Annotated in this window: 3 protein-coding genes and 2 pseudogenes; 3 read left to right on the forward strand and 2 right to left on the reverse strand. The window is 44.2% G+C overall.

The window, feature by feature from the left end; translation table 11 throughout:
• A partial coding sequence (locus tag CAG60_RS01980) for an IS4 family transposase (RefSeq protein ID WP_161438161.1) occupies window positions 1-482 on the forward strand: 482 nt, incomplete at its 5' end.
• Between the two features lie 12 nt (window positions 483-494).
• Here the strand turns inward: CAG60_RS01980 and CAG60_RS01985 are convergent.
• Window positions 495-1,565, reverse strand: a pseudogene (locus CAG60_RS01985) (iron-containing alcohol dehydrogenase); the annotation flags it as partial.
• Between the two features lie 267 nt (window positions 1,566-1,832).
• On the opposite strand from CAG60_RS01985, the gene CAG60_RS01990 reads away from it, so the two are divergent.
• Window positions 1,833-2,099, forward strand: coding sequence for a GrxA family glutaredoxin (locus CAG60_RS01990; RefSeq protein WP_004395034.1), 267 nt, complete (start codon window positions 1,833-1,835; stop codon window positions 2,097-2,099).
• Window positions 2,100-2,278: 179 nt separating this feature from the next.
• A complete protein-coding gene (locus tag CAG60_RS01995; RefSeq protein ID WP_004395033.1) occupies window positions 2,279-3,961 on the forward strand; it encodes an aspartate:alanine antiporter in 1,683 nt (560 codons plus the stop codon).
• A gap of 73 nt (window positions 3,962-4,034) precedes the next feature.
• On the opposite strand, the pseudogene CAG60_RS02000 reads toward CAG60_RS01995, so the two are convergent.
• Window positions 4,035-4,175, reverse strand: a pseudogene (locus CAG60_RS02000) (IS4 family transposase); the annotation flags it as partial.

Here is a 4,175-nt window from a genome sequence, read left to right on the forward strand (position 1 = left end):
GTTCGACACGGACTAATTGTCATCATCCATCACCTAAAATCTACTCCGCTTCGACAAAAGAACCATGGGTTTTAGCGACTAACTTGCCCGTTGAAATCCGAACACCCAAGCAACTCGTTAGGATCTACTCAAAGCGTATGCAGATAGAAGAAACCTTCCGAGACTTGAAAAGCCCAGCATACGGTCTAGGACTCCGCCATAGCCGAACTAGCAACCCAGAGCGCTTTGATATCATGCTACTAATCGCCCTAATGCTTCAACTGACATTTTGGCTTGTTGGCGTACATGCACAGAAACAAGGTTGGGATAAACACTTTCAAGCGAACACTGTCAGTAATCGAAATGTACTCTCAACAGTGCGCTTAGGTATGGAAGTTCTGCGGCATTCTGGCTACGCAATAACGAGGAAAGACTTGCTCGTAGCTGCAACCATACTTGCTCAAAATCTATTCAGGTACGGTTGCGCTTTGGGGAAATTATGAGGGGATCCCTCAGCGCAGAGCATCCGTCGCAACTTGCTCGAAAGAAGTCGAACACACGCCAAATTGACTCAACGTCGGTAGTAGTAATTTGTCGAGCATCATTTGTACCCAAAGAATACTGTCATCAATATTGACATTTTTACGCTTCGTTAATAATTGAGCGATTCGGTAATAACGCTGTAAAACATCCGCTCGCTGAGCCTTTTTCGCCGCATGAATATTCTCTCTCATAACGTAAGGGGCAAGACGAGCGGTGATCACGCTGTGTGGTGCGTCGAGCTTACCTCCCAACGCAGAGGCCAATCCATACGCAGCACCTAGCTTAGCGTTAGTGATTGCCATCCCGCCCAACATCGCAGCAAAAGATAAATCCTCACGAGCAGGTTTATCATCTAGACAACACGCAGCAAGCGTTGAACGTGATAAACGGCGTAATCCCTCTTCACAGATCATATCCGTTAAAGGATTGGGATCACCACAAACGTAAGCCTCCATGAGATGAGTAAAAGCCTTCATTGCACCACGACCAGACGTATAACGATCGGTGCCATAGGTTAAACTCGGATCGATAATCGCCATGACTGCCAGCATCTCTGGGCTACGTAAACTCACTTTGACTTTATCTTGTCCAGATTTTAACACTGCATTTTTCGTGACTTCAGAGCCGGTACTGGCAGTGGTTGGAATCGCAATAAACGGCAGTGGCTTTGCTTTGAGTGGCACATTACGACCAACAACTTCAACATAATCATACACATTTCCTTGATTAGGAATAATCGCCGCTAAAGCTTTGCCCATATCTAAAACGCTACCACCACCGATAGCAATCACTACTTGTGGTCGAAAACGTCGTCCGACAATTGCCGCTTCTTCTACCATAGTAATATTGGGCTCGCCATAGATCGCGACATGTTGATACGGCATCTTTTGCTGTTGCAAGTAATCACTGATCATTTGAGCGCGTTGCACGTTTTTACCTGAGACCAATAGAACGCTGTAACCGTATTGATTGATCAGCGATAGCGAGTGTTGCAGTGCACCCGCACCGAATACAATTCGATTCGATGTCATAAACTGAAACATGTGCCCTCCCCCAATCACTTTGATAGCATTCAGTGTGCTTTCCTTTGTGGAAAAATTTTTTGACTCAGTGCAACCTGTTGCTAAATAACTCAAACTTCATCTCAGACTATGCACGACATCACAATAGATGGCATGACTATCGCTGCTTTATTTAACTTGGGCATAAATTATCCAATCAATTTTACCTATTAAAACAACTGGTAAATGACACTTTATTTCCTAATTCGAATCGGGCATAGTGGCGCAAACGAAACAGAGGAGAAAGTGATGTTCGTAGTGATTTTTGGCCGCCCGGCTTGCCCATATTGTGTCCGTGCAAAAGAGCACGCAGAAACCTTAAAAGCGAAACGTGATGACTTCAACTACCGCTATGTTGATATTCATGAAGAAGGTATTACTAAAGCCGATCTAGAAAAAACCGTGGGTAAACCGGTTGAAACGGTGCCACAAATTTTTATTGATCAAGAGCATATTGGCGGCTGCACTGAATTTGAAGCCTATGCAAAAGAGCATTTAGGTCTATTTGACGAATAAGCTTTCGATACACCATTTCTAATCTTAGTCAACCCGCTGATGTTTAGCGGGTTTTTTAATGGATTATTTATTAAAAAATGACCTTGCCCTGAAAAAATTCACTTATCTTTTTGCCTATTTACGATACAATCGTCACAATTTAATCATCCTCCCCTTGCATGCCAACATTGAGCTAAATTGTGAATATCGACGTCGTACTGTTGTTAGAACAAAATCCCATCTTATTGATCTTCGTTGTCCTCGCCATTGGCTTGGCCTTTGGCAAAATTCGCTTTGGCAGTTTGCAATTAGGCAACTCCATCGGTGTGTTGATCACGTCTTTAGTGATGGGGCATTTGGGCTTCTCGTTTAATGCCGAAGCATTAACGATTGGTTTCATGTTGTTTATTTATTGTGTGGGGATTGAAGCGGGACCAAACTTCTTTGGTATCTTCTTTCGTGATGGTAAACACTACTTAATTTTAAGTTTAGTGGTGTTAGTCACTGCCACCAGTTTAACCTATTCCGCCAGCCATTTTTTTAATCTCGATTACGGCTTAGCCGCGGGGATGATGGCCGGAGCATTAACGTCGACTCCAGTGTTGGTTGGCGCACAGGATGCCCTGAACTCTGGGCTAGCCAATATTCCTCGTAATATGGATCTGACCTTGATTTTAGAAAATGTCTCGGTCGGCTATGCGATGGCGTATCTGATTGGCCTGATCAGTATGATCATGTTTGCAAAGTTACTGCCTAAATTACAAAAACAAAATCTCTCTGATTCAGCGCAACAAATTGCTCAAGAACGGGGAATTGGCGGCAGCGGACAACGTAAGGTCTATTTGCCGATCATTCGTGCTTATCGGGTTGGCCCTGAGCTAACCAATTGGATTGATGGCAGAAATTTACGAGAGCTTGGTATCTATCGTCAAACTGGATGCTATATCGAGCGTATTCGTCGTAATGGTATTCTTGCCCACCCTGACGGTGATGCCATTTTGCAAGAAGGCGATGAAATTGCCTTAGTCGGTTTTCCTGACAGTCATGCGCGCCTTGATCCGAGCTTTCGTAATGGTAAAGAAGTGTTTGATAGAAACTTACTTGACCTACGGATCACTGAAGAAGAAATTGTCGTCAAAAGTGACAGTATTGCCGGAAAAAGGTTGTCTGATTTAAACCTCTCGGAATATGGCTGTTTCTTGAACCGCGTGGTGCGCGCACAAATTGAAATGCCGATGGATCTCGATATTGTGCTGGCGAAAGGCGATGTACTTCAGGTCAGTGGAGAAAAAAGTCGCGTTAAAGGGCTAGCCGAACGAATCGGCTTTATCTCCATTCATAGTCAGATGGCCGATCTCATGGCTTTTTGTAGCTTTTTCATTTTAGGAATTCTCTTTGGCTTAATTACCATGACCTTTGGCCAAGTCTCCTTTAGCCTAGGCAATGCCGTCGGCCTGCTTTTGTCCGGTATCTCGCTTGGTTTTTTACGAGCCAACCATCCAACCTTTGGTTATGTGCCGCAAGGTGCATTAAACATGGTCAAAGATCTAGGACTGATGATATTTATGGTGGGTATCGGCTTAAGCGCTGGCGGACGGATGTTTGAACACTTAACCGAAGTTGGTCCGCAAGTGATTGGCTTAGCGTTTATCGTGAGTGTTGTTCCTGTGGTCTTTGCTTATCTGGTCGGGGCGTACCTATTAAAAATGAATCGTGCTTTACTTTTTGGAGCGATCATTGGCGCTCGTACCTGCGCACCGGCGATGGATATCGTCAATGATTACGCAAAATCGACCATTCCAGCGCTTGGCTATGCAGGCACTTACGCGATTGCCAATATTTTGATGACGCTTGCTGGTACCATTTTGATCATTCTCAGCTAAAACGGTTCAATCAATGAGTATCGTTGAAAGGAATAAAAGCTAAACAAAAAAGGCGCATAAAGCGTAATGCCAGTCAGTTAAGCTGACTGGCTTTCTTTTTATTGGGGTATTTCTTTGCCTTTGGTTTTATTGCTCTCGGATATATCCGCTCTTCTCGTTTAATGGGCAAGACATGGTGTATCGCCTCTTCCTGCAAGTGAGTAATGCGCTTAGG

This window comes from Vibrio sp. V33_P6A3T137 (genome assembly GCF_009904835.1).
In the GTDB taxonomy this organism is placed as follows: domain Bacteria; phylum Pseudomonadota; class Gammaproteobacteria; order Enterobacterales; family Vibrionaceae; genus Vibrio; species Vibrio metschnikovii.

What these genes read in the sequence shown, in the direction of transcription:
- CAG60_RS01990 (WP_004395034.1), top strand. Translation starts at nt 1,833, where the DNA reads ATGTTCGTAGTGATTTTTGGCCGCCCGGCTTGCCCATATTGTGTCCGT.